14 protein-coding genes and 2 tRNA genes are annotated in these 16,813 nt (G+C 72.3%); 10 read left to right on the top strand and 6 right to left on the bottom strand.

Annotated features, from left to right (window positions below; genetic code table 11):
* Positions 1–39 precede the first annotated feature (39 nt).
* A tRNA-Lys gene (locus tag ACX6XY_RS20320) sits at positions 40–113 on the bottom strand.
* A gap of 185 nt (positions 114–298) precedes the next feature.
* Between ACX6XY_RS20320 and ACX6XY_RS20315 the strand changes: the two genes are divergently transcribed.
* The 3 genes from ACX6XY_RS20315 to ACX6XY_RS20305 all read left to right on the top strand — a co-directional run bounded on the left by ACX6XY_RS20315 (position 299) and on the right by ACX6XY_RS20305 (position 3,508).
* On the top strand, positions 299–1,582 hold the full coding sequence (locus tag ACX6XY_RS20315; protein WP_460332548.1) for a peptidoglycan-binding protein: 1,284 nt from the start codon (positions 299–301) through the stop codon (positions 1,580–1,582).
* A gap of 649 nt (positions 1,583–2,231) precedes the next feature.
* A complete protein-coding gene (locus ACX6XY_RS20310; RefSeq protein ID WP_460332602.1) occupies positions 2,232–3,359 on the top strand; it encodes an SPFH domain-containing protein in 1,128 nt (375 codons plus the stop codon).
* Between the two features lie 75 nt (positions 3,360–3,434).
* Positions 3,435–3,508, top strand: a tRNA-Lys gene (locus ACX6XY_RS20305).
* Between the two features lie 85 nt (positions 3,509–3,593).
* Here the strand turns inward: ACX6XY_RS20305 and ACX6XY_RS20300 are convergent.
* Positions 3,594–4,847 carry a M6 family metalloprotease domain-containing protein gene (locus tag ACX6XY_RS20300; protein WP_460332546.1) on the bottom strand — a complete coding sequence of 418 codons (1,254 nt, stop codon included), beginning with the start codon at positions 4,845–4,847 and terminating at the stop codon, positions 3,594–3,596.
* A 378-nt stretch (positions 4,848–5,225) separates the two neighbouring features.
* On the opposite strand from ACX6XY_RS20300, the gene ACX6XY_RS20295 reads away from it, so the two are divergent.
* Positions 5,226–7,199: a putative bifunctional diguanylate cyclase/phosphodiesterase gene (locus ACX6XY_RS20295; RefSeq protein ID WP_460332544.1), complete on the top strand. Its 1,974-nt coding sequence runs from the start codon at positions 5,226–5,228 to the stop codon at positions 7,197–7,199.
* Here the strand turns inward: ACX6XY_RS20295 and ACX6XY_RS20290 are convergent.
* From ACX6XY_RS20290 to ACX6XY_RS20280, 3 genes are all read right to left on the bottom strand, one after another.
* Entirely contained in the window at positions 7,196–8,287 is a 1,092-nt protein-coding gene (locus tag ACX6XY_RS20290; RefSeq protein WP_460332542.1) for an LLM class flavin-dependent oxidoreductase, read from the bottom strand. The two genes, ACX6XY_RS20295 and ACX6XY_RS20290, sit on opposite strands and share 4 nt — an antisense overlap.
* A gap of 120 nt (positions 8,288–8,407) precedes the next feature.
* Positions 8,408–9,139 (bottom strand): maleate cis-trans isomerase family protein, encoded by a 732-nt coding sequence (locus ACX6XY_RS20285; RefSeq protein WP_460332540.1) that lies wholly within the window; start codon positions 9,137–9,139, stop codon positions 8,408–8,410.
* Between the two features lie 38 nt (positions 9,140–9,177).
* Positions 9,178–10,071: a maleate cis-trans isomerase family protein gene (locus tag ACX6XY_RS20280; protein ID WP_460332538.1), complete on the bottom strand. Its 894-nt coding sequence runs from the start codon at positions 10,069–10,071 to the stop codon at positions 9,178–9,180.
* Positions 10,072–10,333: 262 nt separating this feature from the next.
* On the opposite strand from ACX6XY_RS20280, the gene ACX6XY_RS20275 reads away from it, so the two are divergent.
* On the top strand, positions 10,334–11,284 hold the full coding sequence (locus ACX6XY_RS20275) for a D-2-hydroxyacid dehydrogenase (protein WP_460332536.1): 951 nt from the start codon (positions 10,334–10,336) through the stop codon (positions 11,282–11,284).
* 135 nt (positions 11,285–11,419) lie between these two features.
* Positions 11,420–12,967: an amidase gene (locus tag ACX6XY_RS20270; protein ID WP_460332534.1), complete on the top strand. Its 1,548-nt coding sequence runs from the start codon at positions 11,420–11,422 to the stop codon at positions 12,965–12,967.
* On the opposite strand, the gene ACX6XY_RS20265 is transcribed toward ACX6XY_RS20270, so the two are convergent.
* Complete coding sequence (locus ACX6XY_RS20265; RefSeq protein WP_460332532.1) at positions 12,948–13,436, bottom strand: DUF3830 family protein; 489 nt, start codon at positions 13,434–13,436, stop codon at positions 12,948–12,950. The two genes, ACX6XY_RS20270 and ACX6XY_RS20265, sit on opposite strands and share 20 nt — an antisense overlap.
* Positions 13,437–13,532: 96 nt before the next feature.
* Here ACX6XY_RS20265 and ehuB point away from each other — a divergent pair, with 96 nt between their 5' ends.
* The 4 genes from ehuB to ehuA all read left to right on the top strand — a co-directional run bounded on the left by ehuB (position 13,533) and on the right by ehuA (position 16,678).
* Entirely contained in the window at positions 13,533–14,459 is a 927-nt protein-coding gene (ehuB, locus tag ACX6XY_RS20260) for an ectoine/hydroxyectoine ABC transporter substrate-binding protein EhuB (protein WP_460332530.1), read from the top strand.
* Positions 14,456–15,190, top strand: coding sequence for an ectoine/hydroxyectoine ABC transporter permease subunit EhuC (ehuC, locus tag ACX6XY_RS20255; protein WP_460332528.1), 735 nt, complete (start codon positions 14,456–14,458; stop codon positions 15,188–15,190). The genes ehuB and ehuC overlap by 4 nt, the downstream gene beginning before the upstream one ends.
* Complete coding sequence (gene ehuD, locus ACX6XY_RS20250; protein ID WP_460332527.1) at positions 15,187–15,834, top strand: ectoine/hydroxyectoine ABC transporter permease subunit EhuD; 648 nt, start codon at positions 15,187–15,189, stop codon at positions 15,832–15,834. The genes ehuC and ehuD overlap by 4 nt, the downstream gene beginning before the upstream one ends.
* Before the next feature lie 73 nt (positions 15,835–15,907).
* Positions 15,908–16,678, top strand: coding sequence for an ectoine/hydroxyectoine ABC transporter ATP-binding protein EhuA (gene ehuA / locus ACX6XY_RS20245; RefSeq protein ID WP_460332600.1), 771 nt, complete (start codon positions 15,908–15,910; stop codon positions 16,676–16,678).
* Positions 16,679–16,813 lie beyond the last annotated feature (135 nt).

The raw sequence follows: 16,813 nt of genomic DNA, 5'->3' as shown, positions 1-16,813 counted from the left end.
GAAGGCCCCCCGCTCGGCGGAGGGCCTTCTCGCTGTCGGTGCGCCGCCAGGGACTCGAACCCCGGACCCGCTGATTAAGAGTCAGCTGCTCTAACCAACTGAGCTAGCGGCGCCTGCTGACCCGGAGAACTTTACCGGATGCCGAGGGGTGCTCCCGACCACGGGCGGCCCGGCGGCTTCGCGCGCCGGGCGACACGTACAGCATTCGGATCGTCAACATGCGATACCGGTGGTCAGTTGAGAAACTAACGACCGTGCAGATCCGTGGAGAGTTCTTCCTGGATGTGAGAGGAATCGCATGACGGCAGATCTTCCGGTCTTCGAGGAATTCGACCCCGCGGGTGTGTGCGCCTGCGCCGGGTGCGTCTGGCTGAGGCGGACGGCGAGAATTCCGCGGCGGCTCGGCGGTCACCCGGCGGCGCGGGGCGCGCGCCGCGCGCTGGTGCTGGCCGCGATGGCGGGAACGGCGTTCGGTACGGGGCACACGGTGCCGTCCAGTGCCCTGACCGAGCAGAGTCAGGGCAGGCCGGGGCGGGCGGCGACGGGCGATCCCGACACCCATCCGCAGGGCGGCGAGGGCGGGCTGCACGGCGCGACGGGCGCGTCGACGGCGGAGGCGCAGGCCCGCCCGATCACCCGTGCGGAGATCATCGACCGGGCGAAGCGGTGGATCGCGGCGGAGGTTCCGTACAGCCTGGAGAAGTACTGGAAGGACGGCTATCGGCAGGACTGCTCGGGTTTTGTCTCGATGGCCTGGAACCTCGGCCGCAATGAGTGGACCGGAACGCTGGCGCGTTACGCCGTGCCCATCGAGCGGGATGAATTGCGGCCCGGCGACATTCTCCTCTTCCATAATCGGGCCGACCCTGTGAAGGGCTCGCATGTGACGATTTTCGGCGGCTGGACGGATTACACGCGCGGGCAGTACATCGCCTATGAGCAGGCCCGGCCGCACGCGCGCAGACAGGCCACGCCGTACGCCTACTGGAGCCACGCCAGGAGCTACCGGGCCTACCGGTACAAGGCCCTGGCGCCCTCGGCGCCGGGGCCGGGGCCGGGGCCGCAGGGCGACCGCTTTCCGGGCGCGGCGGCCTTCGGGCCCGGCGCGCGCGGCGAGGCCGTCACCCGGCTCGGCCGGATGCTGGTCGCGCGCGGCGGCGGGCGGTTCTACCGCTCGGGCCCCGGACCGGTGTGGACGGAGGCGGACCGGGCGGCGACGCGCGCGTTCCAGCGGGCCCAGGGCTGGACGGGGCGCGACGCGGACGGTCTGCCGGGCCCGACCACGTGGAGCCTCCTGGTCAACGGGAAGGGGCGGGACATCCCCGCGGGCGCGTCGGCGGGGACGCCCGCCTTTCCCGGCCGGGCGGTGTTCCGCCCTGGTCAGTCGAACGCGCACGTCACGCGGCTCGGCAGGCAACTGGTCAAGAAGGGCTTCGGCAAGCACTACCGAGTGGGTCCTGGCCCGCGCTGGGGCGAGGCCGACCGGCGCAACGTGGAGTCCTTCCAGCGCGCCCAGGGCTGGCGCGGCCGCGCGGCGGACGGCTATCCGGGCCCGGAGACCTGGCGCCGACTCTTCCGGTGACCGGGCGCACCGCGCCGGGCGGCGCGGCCGGTGCGTGCCGGACTACTCGTACGCACGCGTACGCACGCGCACGCACTCGTATGCACGCGTACGACCTCGATGACAGGGACCGAACGCACGACATGGCGGAGGCACGATGAGCACCACGACCGAGCAGCCGGGGAAGCCCGACCAGCCCCCGCGCACCGGGCAGGCGCGGACGGCCCCACGGGCCGCGCGGCCCGAGCGGGCCTCGCTGGGTGAGGCGTCGGAGGAAGGCGGGAGCGCCGAGCTGAGCGAACGGGCCGGGTGGAGCCCACCGGCCGAGGCGTCGGGGGCGCCGGAGGGGGGCGTACGGCGCGGACTGGCCGGACGGTCGGGTGAGGCCGGTCGGAGCGAGCAGGGGGCCTCGCGGGGTGAGGTGGCGGAGGAGTGCGAGCGGCCTGGCGGGGCCGGGGCCGGGTGCGGCGGCGGGCTGGCTGGGCGGCGGGCCGACGAGGAGGCCGGGAGTGCGCGGCGGTCCGAGCCCGCGGAGCCGGAGCCGGGGCCGGGGCCGGGGCCGGAGCCGGGGCCGGGGCCGGGGCCGGAGTCGGACGGCGCGCGTGACGCATCCGGTCCGGCACCGGTATCGGCCGCGGTGCCGGTAGCGGCCGGGGTGTCGGCATCGGAGCTGAAGCCGGGCCTGAAGCCGGGGGCTGGTCCGGGGGCTCGTGAGGAGGCCGCCGCGCGCGGGGGGCGGCTCATCCAGAACGAGGCGACCACCGAGATCCCGGTACATCTGCTCTTCCGGGACGACACCGGGCCCGTGCCGGTCCCGCTCGCGCCCACTGTCGTCGGACGCAGGCACGGTACGGGCGAGCAGCCGCGCGTCGGCCGGACGCCGCGGCCCGGCCCGGCCCGCCCCGCGCCGCCGGTGGACGGCGAGATCGTCGAGCGGCCCGGCGCGGCGGTACCGGGCGCGGTCGCGGCGGCCACCGGCGCGGCGGGGCTCGGCGGATGCGCGGCCGGGCTCTGGTGGGCGGGGGTCGTCCCGCCGCTGGCCGCGCTGACCGGCTATCCGGGCGCGGGACTCGGGCCCGCCCAGTGGGCGGTGCTCGCGGGCTCGGGCGCGACGGCGCTGTTCGCGTTCGGCGGCCTGGGGCGGGGTCGGGTCGGCCGGGCCTGGGTGCTGTCGCTGTTCGGGCGGTACCGGGGGAGTGTCCGGCGTACCGGGCTGGTCTGGATCAACCCGCTGCTCAAGCGGCGCCGCCTCGATGTGCGGCTGCGGCACTGGCGTAGCGACCCGCTGCCCGCGATGGACGCGGACGGCGCGGAGCTTCAGGTCACGCTGCTGGTCGTGTGGCGGATCGAGGACACCGCGCGCGCCACATACGCGGTCGAGGACTACCAGACCTATCTGCGGCAGTGCGTCGAGGCGGCGATGGCTCGGGTGTTCTCGCGGCTCCCGGCCGACGCCTTCCACGGCGACGGCCCGACCCTGCGCGACACGGAGTCGGTCGGCGACGCGCTGACCCGGATGCTCGCGGCGGACGTCAGGGCCGCGGGCATCGAGGTGTTCTCGGTGCAGCCGACCCGTATCGAGTACACCCCCGAGGTGGCCCGGCTGATGCGGCACCGCCGGGTCGCGGCGCTGGACGCCCGGCACCGGGAGACCGCGCTCAGCCAGCTCGTCGACTCCGTGGAGGACACGGTGACCCGGCTGACCGGCCGCGGTCTGGTCGAGCTCGACGACTACGAGCGCAAGGCGCTGGTGAAGGACCTGACGGTGGCGTTCTACACGGGGCACGGCGACCGCTGAGATCCGGCCGCCGACGGGGGTGGCCGCGTGGTCCGGAGCACCCCTCGGGACCAGGTACGATTTACAGGTCAGCAGGCGCCGCTAGCTCAGTTGGTTAGAGCAGCTGACTCTTAATCAGCGGGTCCGGGGTTCGAGTCCCTGGCGGCGCACAGACGACGGAAGGCCCCTCGCGCAAGCGGGGGGCCTTCCGTGTGCCGTACGCCCTCGTGCCGTACGCCCTCGTGCCGTACGCCCTCACGTCGTGATCTTCACCGTCCACGCCCCCGAGACCGTACGGCCCCCCACCTGGACCCGCACCCGCTCTCCCGGCACGGTGAAGCTCTCCCCCACCCGCATCGGCGCGTCCGCCAGCGGCGGGTACACGGACCTGCCCCAGCAGGCCTCGGTCTCCGGGTGGGCGTCCACCACCTCCACCGGACCGCCCCCGGACGCCTCCGCACCGTGCACCCGGTAGATCAGCACGCCCTCGCGGCACGTCGTCCGGTCGTTCCCGGCGGCGCTCCGGGCCTCCACGGCGATCACGCTGTCCCGGCCGGTGCGGACCACCGCGAGCCGGGTGCCGCCCGCGTGCCCCGGAGTCGGCGGCGCGGCGATCGGCACCAGCGTGACCATCCGGTCGCCGGGGCCCTCGACGCAGGCCACCTGCCGCTCCCGGAGCCAGCCGAGCTTCCACTTGTGCCAGCCGAAGAAGTCGGGGGCGAGCCCGAACTGGCTGCCCATGAGGTCCCAGTCGCCGACATGGGTGTCCCAGTCGCCCTTGCCGTCCACCGGGCGGTGGTACAGATCGGGCAGGTCGAAGACGTGCCCGGTCTCGTGGGCCAGCACGTTGCGGTCCGGCGGGTGCCGCTCGAAGACCGTGACGATGCGCCGGATGTCCGTGCCGTCGGCGCGCATCGGCCGGTCGAAGTTGACCACCTTGGTCGCGTCCGAGTCGACGCCGGGCGCGTCCGGGTCGGCCACCAGGTAGACGATGTCGTACTGGCCGAAGTCCACCAGCGGGTCGGCCACGGCGATGGCGTCGCGCAGGTAGGCGGTCCGCCTGGCGGGCGCCCAGTCGCGCCGTATCTCGTACGAGAGCGAGTCGTCGGGCATCTCGACCCACTGCCGTCGCGGCCACGGATGCAGCGTGAACCTGCCGTACGAGGACCGCGCGAAGAACCGGCTGGTGGCGGGGAAGTAGTCGGCGGTCAGCTCGGCCGGTGTGGTGCGCGGCGCGGAGTCGGGGAACGAGAGGAAGATCATCACCGCGTCGAGATGCCGCTCCGGACGCGGGTAGTGCGGGTTCCAGGTGTCCACACCCTCCGAGTGGTGCGCGGCCGTGCGCGGCAGGGCGCAGGGCTTCGTCGCCGGCTCGGCGACGGCCGGGCCCGCGGCCAGCGAGGTGGCGGCCATGGCGGCCAGTGAGGTGACGACGGCCGCCACCCTGCGGGCGCGCGGGGACCGCTCCCCGCCACGGGGGAGATCCCACGAGGGGAGCTGACGCTCCACGTCAACCTCCGGATACGCGGACGACGGGACCTCACCCACCTTGTGTGTATTTATGCGTGTTTGCTCGCTTTAAGTGCCCCAGTCGAGTGAGGGCACGCCAAACAAAGGCGTCACGGACAGTCACATTCGGTCGGGAGGAACACCGCGACCGATCGACTGGTGGCCGCGCGCAAAATGGCCGCGATCAGCACCGAGCAGAAACGATCAGTCGGCAACGGCGGGCGACGGCAACCGCACCCGGACCGTGTCCCTCCGGAGTGCCACATCCCGTGGCGGAGCTGGATCGGCGCTCCAGCCAGCCTCTATGATCGGCACACTTTCCGGCCGGCCCACCCCGACCAGACCTGTTCGACGACGACTGCCCTGCGGGAGCGAGTGGTGAGCGGAACGTCCGAAGGGCCGATGCCCGCGGCGGCGCCGGCCTCCGACGCCATCAGACCAGCCTGCACGGAGCGTCACACCGCGCCCGAGCGTCACACCGCGCCCGAGCCGCACGACTACCGCGCCGCCTTCCTCGCCTCCTGCTTCGCCATGGCCGTCGTCGACCGGGAGGGGTACGTCACCGTCGCCAACGACGCGCTCGGCACCCTGCTCGGCGCCCCGCCGACCGAGCTGGCCGGGCTGGCCGCGGCGGACCTGATGGACCTGACGACGGACGCCCGCACCTGGCACGCGTACCGCGAGGTGCTGCGTGGACGCCAGGCCAAGCTGCGCTGCTCGCGCCGCCTCAAGCACCCCGACGGGCACTCCCTCTGGGCGCAGATCACCGTCTCACCGGTGCCGGGCGGCTCCGCCGTGCTGCTCTCCGTCGCGGACATCAGCGCCCGCCGCGAGCTCCAGGCACAGCTGCGCCATCTGCAGATGCACGACCCGGTGACCCGGCTGCCCAACCGCGCCCTGTTCTTCGAACGGCTCACCGGCGCACTGGAGGCGGCCGCCTACCACGGCAGCGGCACCGGGCGGATCGGCCTGTGCTACCTCGACCTCGACGGGTTCAAGGCGGTCAACGACACCCTCGGCCACCGCACCGGCGACCGGCTCCTCGCGGCGGTCGCCACCCGCCTCACGCACTGCGCCGACCAGGCGGGCTACGACCGCTGGGGCCCGCCGCACGCCGGTCCCGGCGCCGGGGCCCCGCTGGTGGCCCGGCTCGGCGGCGACGAGTTCGCGCTGCTCGTCGAGCACTCCACCGGCACCGAGCAGCTGTCCGACCTGGCGGAGTCCGTGCTGAACGCCCTCCAGAAGCCCTTTGACCTGTCCGGGCACCGGCTCTCGCTCTCGGCGTCCATCGGCGTGGTGGAACGGCTCGCGGCGGGCACCAGCGCGACCGGCCTGATGCAGGCCGCCGACACCACGCTGTACTGGGCGAAGGCGGACGGCAAGGCCCGCTGGACGCTGTTCGACCCGGAGCGCAACGCCCACCGGATGACCCGTCAGGCCCTGTCGTCCACGCTGCGCCCGGCCGTCGACCGGGGGGAGTTCGCGCTGGAGTACCAGCCGCTGGTGGACATGGCGGACGGCGGGGTGCGCGGGGTCGAGGCGCTGGTGCGCTGGCATCACCCCCGGTTCGGGACCTTGACGCCGAATCGGTTCATCTCACTGGCCGAGGAGGACGGCGCGATCGTCCCGCTGGGCCGCTGGGTGCTGCGTACGGCCTGTCGGCAGGCCAGGCGCTGGCAGCTGGAACACCCGGACGCCCGGCCGCTGTTCGTCAGCGTCAACGTCGCGGTGCGTCAGGTGTGGGACTCCGACCTGGTCGCGGACGTGGCGGAGATCCTCGCCGAGACCGGGCTGCCGCCGCGGCTGCTGCAACTGGAGCTCACCGAGTCCGCCGTGATGGGCTCCGGCGGACGCCCGCTCCAGGCGTTGCAGGCGCTCAGCGACATGGGCGTGTGCATCGCGATCGACGACTTCGGCACCGGGTACTCGAACCTCGCGTATCTGAGCCGCCTGCCGGTGTCCGTGCTGAAGCTGGACGGCTCGTTCGTACGGGGCTTCCAGTACGGGAACGGGGACGAGGACGCCGCGGCCGTGACCGCGGACGCGGGGGCCCAGGCGGCCGGGAGCCGGGGCGTCGGAGGAGGCGCTCACGCCACCCCCGCCGACCAGACCCAGACCATCGTCGAGGCCCTCGTGCAGCTCGCCCACCGGCTGGGCCTGACCGTCACCGCCGAATGCGTCGAGACACCGGGTCAGGCCGACCGGCTGCGGCGGATCGGCTGCGACACGGGGCAGGGCTGGCTCTACTCGCGCGCGGTGCCGCCGGACCGTATCGCCGCGCTGCTGGCGTCGCCCACGGCCCCGGCGGCGTCCCCCGCCACCCCGTCGCCGTCTCCTTCCCCTTCGTCCTAGACGGTCGGCAACCCGTAGGCGTCGGCGATCAGTTCGTACGAGCGCAGCCGGGCCTCGCCGCTGTGCGCGTTGGCGGTGATCATCAGCTCCGCCGCCCCGGTGCGTTTGTGCAGGTCGTCCAGGCCGGTGCGGACCTCGTCCGGGGTGCCGTGCACGACGTTGCCCAGCCAGCCGTCGACGAACTCCCGCTCCAGGTCGCTGAACGCGTACGCCTCGGCCTCGTCGGGCGTCGGGATCAGGCCCGGCTTCCCGGTGCGCAGACGCAGCATCGACAGCGCGCCGGTGAGCACCTGACGGCGGGCCTCACGCGCGTCGTCCGCCGCCAGCGCCGAGACGCCGATCAGGGCGTACGGCGCGTCGAGCACCGCGGACGGCCGGAAGGAGTCGCGGTACAGGTCGAGCGCGGGGATGGTGTTCCGCGCGGAGAAGTGGTGCGCGAAGGCGAACGGCAGCCCGAGCGCACCGGCCAGCCGGGCGCTGAACCCGGAGGAGCCGAGCAGCCAGACGGCCGGGCGGGCGGCGGACTGGACGCCGCCCGGCGCGGTGCCCTGGACCGGCCCCGGCACCGCGTGGATACGGGCGTACCGGTGCCCGTCGGGGAAGTCGTCGTCCAGGAAGTGCGTCAGCTCGGCGAGCTGCTGCGGGAAGTCGTCCGCGCCCTCGCCGAGCCGGCCGGTCCCGCGCAGGGCGGCGGCGGTCGCGCCGTCGGTGCCCGGCGCGCGCCCCAGGCCCAGGTCTACGCGGCCCGGAGCCAGCGCCTCAAGGGTGCCGAATTGCTCGGCGATGACCAGCGGGGCGTGGTTGGGGAGCATCACACCGCCGGAGCCGAGGCGGATGCGCCGGGTGTGGGCGGCCAGGTGCGCGAGGATCACGGCGGGGGACGAGGAGGCCACGCCGGGCATGGAGTGGTGCTCCGCGACCCAGTAGCGGTGGAAGCCCCGGCGCTCGGCGAGCCGGGCGATCTCCACGCTGGTCCGCAGCGCCTGCGTGGCGGTACGCCCCGCGCCGACGGTGGCCAGGTCGAGTACGGACAGGGGGGCCGGGGCGTCCCCCTGGGCCGTGCCGCGGATGGTCTCGTCGTCCCTCACAGGTGGTGCCTCCTGAACCGCGTATGTGCGTGGATAGGTGCGTCACGATGCTCCGCGACGCACCCAGCAAACAGGAGGCAGTCTCCGCTTTATTCCTGTCTATCCTGTCTGTTCCTGCTCTCATGCCTGAACGAGCGGCTCCCTGGTGAAGAGGTGGCCCAGGGCCGGGCAGTTGGCGCGGCGGTCGGCCAGGCGGAGGGCCTCCCAGACGGTGACCTGGTTCGCCGTGAGCACCGGCTTGCCCAGCTCCGCCTCCAGGTCGCGGATGCAGGCCGCCGTGTGCAGCGCCGTGTCCGGCAGCAGCACGGCCTCGGCGTCCGGGTGGTCGCCGTCGCGCGCCAGGGCCAGTACCTCCGCCCGCCCCCAGGTGCCGACCTCGGCCGCCGTGATGATCCCGCTGCCGCGCATCGCGACCACCTCGGTGCCGGACGCCTTGAGGAAGGCCGTGAAGTGCCCGGCCACGTCCTCGGGGTAGGTCGCCGCGATCGCCACGCGGGTCGCGCCCAGATGCCGTACCGCGTGCGCGAAGGCGAAGGAGGTGCTGGACGCCGGGAGCCCCGCCGCCCTGGCCAGGCCGCGCACCTGCTCGTGCGCGCCTTCCCAGCCGAAGACGAAGCTCCCGCTGGTGCAGGCCCACACCACCGCCTCGGCCCCGGCCAGCCGCAGCTCCTCCACCTTCGCCGCGAGCCGGTCCGCCGAGCCCATCTCGAGCAGCGCGTCGACCCGGTGGGCGTCCTCGCCGATGTCCGTGTGGATCAGGGCCAGCCGGATGTCGCTGTCGAGCAGCGTCTCCATCCGCGGGTAGTCGTCCTCGGCTGAGTGGCCTGGGTAGAGGAATCCGAGTGCGGTCATCTGCGCCCTTTCGTGTTCGTGGGTACGCGGTGCTCGGGTCACTCGGCGGTCGGGTACTCCGGGAACGCCGGAGGCTCCGGCAGCGGCGACTCCTGGACCGGCTCCGTGAGCGGTGGCCCCGGAATGGCGGGCCCGCGCAGGATCCGCCGCGCCGAGGCGTCGATCAGGGCCTGGTACGGCCCTACCGCAGTCGTACCCAGGCGGCGCAGCGCTGACCACATCGTGACCTGGTTGGCCGAGATGACCGGCACCCTGAGCTCGGCCTCCAGCTGCGGGATCGCGTCGTAGGTGGGCAGGTTGGTGCAGCTGATGAACAGCGCGTCCACGTCCGCGTCCGCCGCGTCCGCCGCGCCCGCCGTGCCCGCGGACGCGGCGTCCGTCGGCACCGCGGTCCTGGCCATGGCCACCACGTCGTGGTACGAGACCTTCCAGATGTGCCGGGTGAGCCCCAGGCTGGTCCGGCTCACGACGGTGATGCCCGCCTCGCCCAGATAGTCCTCCAGGGCCTCGGTCACCGACTCCGTATAGGGCGTGACCAGCGCGATGCGCTCCGCGCCCAGCTCGGCCAGCGCCTCAAGCAGCGCGCCCGACGTGGTCAGCGACGGCGTGTCGGACGCGGCCTCCATGGCCGCGCTCATGGTGCGCTCGCCGACCATGCCGTCCACGAAGCTGCCGGAGGTGCAGGCGTACGCGATGACCTCGGGCTCGGCCGCGCCCAGCGCCCGTACCGCGTCGCGCAGCGTCTCGTGCTCGCTGACCAGGCGCGCGAGATCGAGGCTGACCTCCACGGGCACGTAGGGCGTACGGGTCAGATGCAGGGAGATCTCGTCGGGTACCCAGCGCCACAGCTCTCTGTCGAGAGCGAAGTCAAAAGGGGCGACGATACCGATGCCGCGTTGTGGGTGAGGACCACCCAGGAAAGAGACGTCCATGACAGGCCCCAACTGATTCAGCAGGTGCAGCAGGGAGGGAAGGAAGGGCCGGCCGGCGGCCGGGCGGTACGAGATCCGGCACTCGCCGGGACGTCGGGACAGAAGAGCGAGCAGACGTGTGAGACGTCTTCAGGGACTCGTGGAGTGCCCTTATTGACGAAGGTAGATTCAGGTGCCAGCGTGGTCAATCCGCACATCTCAGACGGCCCCGAAAGATTTCTCCCAGGGAAGCGGATACGCATTGCCAAACGGTTTCGCCCCGATGTCCGACGTCACTCTTCTGGTGCTCGACGCCGAGCCCCCGCCCCGGCTCGGCAGGCTCGCGGGGCGCGCCCGAGTGCTGCACGCCGACGCCGGCACGCTGGCCGAGCGGCTGCCGCTCGCGGACGTCCTGCTCGTCTGGGACTTCTCCTCGCAGGCCGTACGCCACGCCTGGCCGGGACCGGGGCCCCGGCCGCGCTGGGTGCACACCGCGAGCGCGGGCGCGGACCATCTGCTCTGCCCCGAGCTGGTCGCGTCCGACACCGTGGTGACCAATGCGCGGGGCATCTTCGACCGGCCTATCGCGGAGTACGTGGCCGGTCTGGTGCTCGCCTTCGCGAAGGACCTGCCGGGCAGCCTGGAGCTCCAGCGGGAGCGGCGCTGGCGGCACCGCGAGACCGAGCGTGTCGCGGGGACCCGCGCGTGTGTGGTGGGTGCGGGGCCGATCGGGCAGGCGATCGCCGCGACCCTGACGGCCCTCGGCGTGCACACGGCCGTCGTGGGCCGGACGGCGCGGGCCGGGGTGCACGGGCAGGAGGACCTGGACCGGCTGCTGGCGGGGGCCGACTGGGTGGTGTCCGTGGCACCGCTGACGGAGGCGACGCGGGGCATGTTCGACCGCCGCCGCTTCGGTCTGATGCGGCCGTCGGCGCGCTTCGTCAACGTGGGGCGGGGCCAGCTGGTGGTGGAGGACGACCTGGTGGACGCGCTGGAGCGGCGGGCGATCGCGGGGGCGGCGCTGGACGTGTTCGAGCGGGAGCCGCTGCCCGCGGACAGCCCGCTGTGGGAGGCGCCGGGGCTGTTGGTGTCCCCGCATATGAGCGGGGACACCGTGGGGTGGCGGGACGCGCTCGGGGAGCAGTTCGTGGAGTTCTTCGAGCTGTGGGCGGCGGGCAAGCCCCTGCCAAACGTGATCGACAAGTCGCTGGGGTATGTACCAGGGCCGAATTGAGCCTGTCCGGCGATCGAGGACGAGCCCGGAGGGCGATCGGGGCGATCGGGGGTCCGGGGGCTTGCCCCCGGTTTCGGGAAGGGGCGGGGTGGGGGAGATCTCCCCCACGCGCGCCACCGAACCACTGGAGGACGCATGACCGACCTGTGCAGGCTCAGCGCGGTACAGCTCATCGACGGGTACCGCAAGGGCGAGTTCAGCCCGGTGGACGCGACGCGGGCCGTGCTGGCGCGGATCGAGGAGACCGAGCCGACCGTCAACGCGTTCGTCCGGGTCACCCCCGACGAGGCCCTGGAACAGGCCGAGGCCGCCGCCCGCCGCTGGCGGCGCGGCGAGCCGCAGGGCCTGGTCGACGGGGTGCCGGTGGCGGTGAAGGACATCCTGCTCCAGCGCGGCGGCCCCACCCGCCGCGGCTCGCTCGCCACACCCACCGAAGGGCCCTGGGACGAGGACGCCCCGTCCGTGGCCCGGCTGCGCGAGCACGGCGCGGTGTTCGTCGGCAAGACCACCACGCCCGAGTTCGGCTGGAAGGGCGTGACGGACAGCCCGCTGTCCGGGATCACCCGTAACCCGTACGACCCGCGGCGCACCGCGGGCGGCTCCAGCGGCGGCAGCGCCGCGGCCGTGGCGCTGGGCGCGGGTCCGGTGGCGCTGGGCACCGACGGCGGCGGCAGCGTCCGTATCCCCGGCTCGTTCTGCGGGATCTTCGGGCTCAAGCCGACGTACGGCAGGGTGCCGCTGTACCCCGCGAGCGCCTTCGGCACGCTGGCGCACGTCGGCCCGATGACCCGCGACGCGGCGGACGCGGCCCTGGTGATGGACGTGATCAGCGGCCCCGACCCGCGCGACTGGTCCGGGCTCGGCCCGGCGGCGGGCAGCTTCGGCGACGGCCTCGCGGGCGGCGTACGCGGGCTGCGGGTGGCGTACTCGGCGACGCTCGGCGGCCAGGTGGCGGTGCGGCCCGCGGTCGCCGCCGCGGTGCGCGCCGCCGTACAGAAGCTGGACGAACTCGGCGCGTACGTCGAGGAGACCGACCCCGACTTCAGCGAGCCGGTGGAGGCGTTCCACACGCTCTGGTTCAGCGGCGCGGCCCGCGTCACCGAGCACTTCAGCGCCGAGCGGCGGGCGCTCCTAGACCCCGGCCTGCGCGAGATCTGCGACCGCGGGGCCCGCTACAGCGCGCTGGACTATCTCGCGGCCGTGGACGTACGGATGGACCTGGGCCGCCGGATGGGCCGCTTCCACTCGACCTACGACCTGCTGGTCACGCCCACCCTGCCGCTCACCGCGTTCGAGGCGGGCCGGGAGACGCCGAAGGATTCCGGCCACCGGCGCTGGACGGGCTGGACGCCGTTCTCGTACCCGTTCAACCTCACCCAGCAGCCCGCGGCGACGGTGCCCTGCGGCGTCGACGCGGACGGGCTGCCGATCGGGGTGCAGCTGGTGGCCGCCCGGCACGCGGACGCGCTGGTACTGCGGGCGGCCCACGCGCTCTACGAGTCGGGGGCCGCGACGATCCCCGGCCCGCCCGATCCCGCCTCCGGACCCGATACCGCCTCCGGACCCGATACCGCCTCCGGACCCGATACCGCCTCCGGACCCGATACCGCCTCCGGATCCGATACCGCCTCCGGATCCGGACCGGCCTCCAGGCCCGACCCGGCTACACGCGCCGGAAGTTGAGCGACTCGCCCAGCGCGCCCGCGCGCCACAGGTCCTGGCAGGCCTCGGCCATCCGGTCCAGGCCGTCCACCACTTGGCCCCACACGATGCCGGGCACCCAGCCCACGTCCGCGTTGATCAGCAGGTTGTTCCGCTCGTAGAACAGCGCCAGGTCGACGACCGTGCCGCGCTGCTCGGTGTCGTATCCGTGGGACTTGGTGCCCAGTTCCGTGCCGGAGAACGTGAAGTAGCACAGGTCGCCGGGGATGGGGGTGACGGTGGGGTTCTCCAGGGGCGGCTCCTCGGGGGCGAAGGCCGGGAAGAGCGCGTAGATCTCGTTACGCGCGTACTTGGCGTGATAGACGTCCGAGCCCAACGGCAGGGCGTCCCACACCGCCTGACAGGTGATCGGCGCGCGGTCGTCGAGCAGCCTGGCCGTGCAGCTGACGCCGCGCTTGTCGAGGGACACTTCGATGTGGCGATCGCTCATGCCCCCATGCATCCCCCGCGGCCGGGCAGATCTCACTCGCGTCACGGGCCGAAAGAGATCGGCATACCTCGGGCGGTCTCGGGTAGTCGCGCGCCCATGGCTCCACCACATGAGAACCACGAGGGATTCACAGGCAGGCGACTGCGCCGCCGCTCCCTGCTCGCGGGGGCAGCGGCGCTCGGTGCGCTGGGGGCGGCGGGATGCGCCAAGGTGCCGGAGGAAGGGAAGGTGGAGGGCGGGGACCTGCTGAAGCGTCTCCAGGACAGGGGAACGGTCCGGATCGGCGTCGCGGGAGAGATCCCGTACGGCTACATCAACAAGAAGGGCGAGGTCACCGGCGAGGCTCCGGAGATCGCCAAGGTGATCTTCCCCAGGCTGGGAGTGCCGAACGTGTCGGCGGTGCCCACCGAGTTCGGCGCGCTGATTCCGGGGCTGACGCAGGCGCAGCAGTTCGACGTCGTGTCCGCCGGGATGTACATCAACCCCGGTCGTTGTGAGCGGGTCCTGTTCTCCGACCCGGACTATGTGATGCTTGACGGCTTCATCGTGAAGAAGGGCAACCCGCACGGGATCAAGCGCTACGAGGACATCGTCGAGAAGGGCCTCAAGATGGCCAGCGGCACGGCGTACGCGGAGATCGCCTACGCCGAGGACGCGGGCGTCAAGGACATCCTGATCCTCCCCGACCAGGTCGCGGGCAGGGACGCCGTGGCGCAGGGCCGGGTGGACGCCTTCGCGGGCACGGCCATCACCGTCCGGGACGTGGTGAAGGGGAGCAACAAGGTGGAGGCCACCGAGGCCTTCCAGCCCGAGCTGGACGGGAAACCGGCGTACGGCGCGGGCGGCTTCGCGTTCCGGCTGAACGAGAAGAACCTCCGCGACGCCTTCAACGAGGAACTCCACAAGCTGAAGGAAAGCGGCGAACTGCTGCGGATCGTCAAGCCGTTCGGCTTCAACGAGGACGAGATGACCGACCTGACGGTCGAGGATCTGTGCCCTCCGGCGGACGGAGCCTCCGCATGATGACGTGGGACTTCATCGCGAAGTGGTTCCTGCCCGGCCTGTGGATCACGGTTCAGATCACCGTCTACAGCGCGGCGCTGGCGTTCGTGATCGCCTTCCCGGTGGGTGTGCTGCGGACGTCCAAGCACTGGATCGTCCGCTTCCTGGCCGGGGCCTACTTCGAGATCTTCCGGGGCACGTCGGCCCTGGTGTTCATGTTCTGGATGGCCTTCACGGTGCCGATGCTGTTCGGCTACAGCTTCCTGCCGATGGCGGCCGGTGTGCTGGCGCTCGGCATGACGTACGGGGCGTACGGCTCGGAGATCGTACGGGGCGCGCTGGCCGCCGTACCGGCCGCGCAGCGGGAGGCGGGCATCGCGCTGAACTTCACGCCGACGCAGCGGCTGCGCAAGATCGAGATCCCGCAGGCCTGGCCCGAGATGCTGCCGCCGTTCAACAACCTGCTGATCGAGCTGCTGAAGGGCACCTCGCTGGTCTCGCTGATCGCGGTGGCCGACATGACCTTCGCGGGAAACCTCTGGCGGCTGGTCACCGCCGAGAGCGCGCCGGTGTACACGGTGCTCCTGGTCGTGTACTTCGTGCTGGCGTTCCTCCTCACACGGGGCATGCGGCTGCTTGAGCAGCACGCCAAGTCGAAGGTCGGACGGGCGCCGGAGCGGACCGGACTGTTCGGCGGGCTGCGCTCCAAGTCGACGATCGACGTCGTGACCGGTGCCGGGGGTGCCAAGTGAACTGGGAATGGTCCAACGTCGACGCCTTCATGCCGCGGTTCTGGGACGGTGTGCTGGTCACTCTCCAGGCGCTGGCCTGGGGCGCCCTGATCGCCTTCTCGCTCGGTCTCGTCTGGGCGATCGCGCAGCGCTCCGACCAGGCCTGGATCCGCTGGCCGGTGACCGGGTTCACCGAGTTCGTGCGGAACACCCCGCTGCTGGTGCAGCTGTTCTTCCTGTTCACGGTCGTGCCCGAGTTCGGGCCCACGATGTCGCCGCTCACCACGGGCATCGTCGGCCTCGGCCTGCACTACTCGACCTACACCGCGGAGGTCTACCGGGCGGGCATCGACGGCGTCCCGACCGGCCAGTGGGAGGCGGCGACCGCGCTCAGCCTGCCCAAGCGCCGCACCTGGACCGCGATCATCCTCCCGCAGGCCGTCCGCCGGGTGATTCCCGCGCTGGGCAACTACGTGGTGGCCATGCTCAAGGACTCGCCGCAGATCATGGCCATCGGCGCCCTGGAGATGCTGGGCGAGGCCAAGGGCTTCAGCCAGGAGACCTTCACCTACGAGGCGATCAGCGTCGTGGGCGTCGCCTTCATCGTCATCGCCTACCCGGCTTCCGTTCTTCTCCGATTCATGGAGCGTCGTCTTGTCAAGTGACAGCAGCAGCACCCCGAACGAAACCCCCGGCTCGGCCGAGGCCACCGGCTCCAACGAGACGGCGAACCCCGCCGTGGACGGCAGCGAGCTGATCCGCTTCGACAAGGTGACCAAGCGGTTCGGCAGCCATGTCGTACTCGACCAGCTCGACTTCTCGGTGAACTCGGGCAAGCACGTCACCCTCATCGGCCCCTCCGGATCGGGCAAGACCACGATCCTGCGGCTGCTGATGACGCTGATGAAGCCCGAGGAGGGCACCATCAGGGTCGGCGACCAGTACCTCACCCACGAGGAGAAGGGCGGCACGCTCGTCCCGGCCGGCGAGAGGCACATCCGCGAGGTCCGCAAGAACATCGGCATGGTGTTCCAGCAGTTCAACCTCTTCCCGAACATGAAGGTGCTGCGGAACATCACCGAGGCGCCGGTCCACGTGCTCGGCCTGTCCACGGACGAGGCCGACCAGCGCGCCCGCGAGCTGCTCGAACTCGTCGGTCTGACCGAGCACATCGACAAGTACCCGACCCAGCTCTCCGGCGGTCAGCAGCAGCGGGTCGCCATCGCGCGGGCGCTGGCCATGCGGCCGCAGGTGCTCCTGCTGGACGAGGTCACCTCCGCGCTCGACCCGGAGCTGGTGGCGGGGGTGCTCGACGTGCTGCGGGACATCGCCCGCACCACGGACATCACCATGCTCTGCGTGACCCACGAGATGAACTTCGCCCGCGACATCTCGGACCAGGTCCTGATGTTCGACTCGGGCCGGGTCATCGAGTCCGGCGCTCCGGAGAAAATCTTCGGCGAGCCCGACCACCAGCGCACACGGGACTTCCTGAGCGCTGTCCTCTGAGTACGGACGGTAACGGCCAGCTCAGAGCGTCATGTCATGACAGTGGCATATGCCAGGGTGGCGCGTCCCTGCGTACGCGGCTCACGCGACGCACGGAACGCGCCGCCAATCTGGTCAACACCCCCCACGAATACC

The organism is Streptomyces sp. O3 (assembly GCF_054788135.1).
Note: the sequence above shows the minus strand (reverse complement) of the source record. Positions and strands in the feature narration are given on the sequence as shown.